Annotated in this window: 1 protein-coding gene; it reads right to left on the bottom strand. The window is 63.2% G+C overall.

All coding sequences use genetic code 11. From position 1 onward, the window contains the following. Positions 1-228: carboxyl transferase domain-containing protein (locus DBV14_RS33165; RefSeq protein WP_311732881.1), on the bottom strand; the 228-nt coding region annotated here is incomplete at both ends.

Here is a 228-nt window from a genome sequence, read left to right as displayed (position 1 = left end):
GCCGTAGTTGCCGGCGCCGAAACTGCCGCCGATGATGATCGTGAACTTCGGCACGTTGGCCGTTGCCACGGCCGTCACCATCTTCGCGCCGTGGCGCGCAATGCCTTCGTTCTCGTACTTGCGGCCCACCATGAAGCCGGTGATGTTCTGCAGGAACACCAGCGGAATCTTGCGGTGGCAGCACAGCTCGATGAAGTGCGCGCCCTTCTGCGCCGACTCGCTGAACAG

The sequence above is a fragment of the Variovorax sp. KBW07 genome (assembly GCF_003852515.1).
Lineage (GTDB): Bacteria > Pseudomonadota > Gammaproteobacteria > Burkholderiales > Burkholderiaceae_C > Variovorax.
This window is presented reverse-complemented; position numbering and strand designations above follow the sequence as displayed.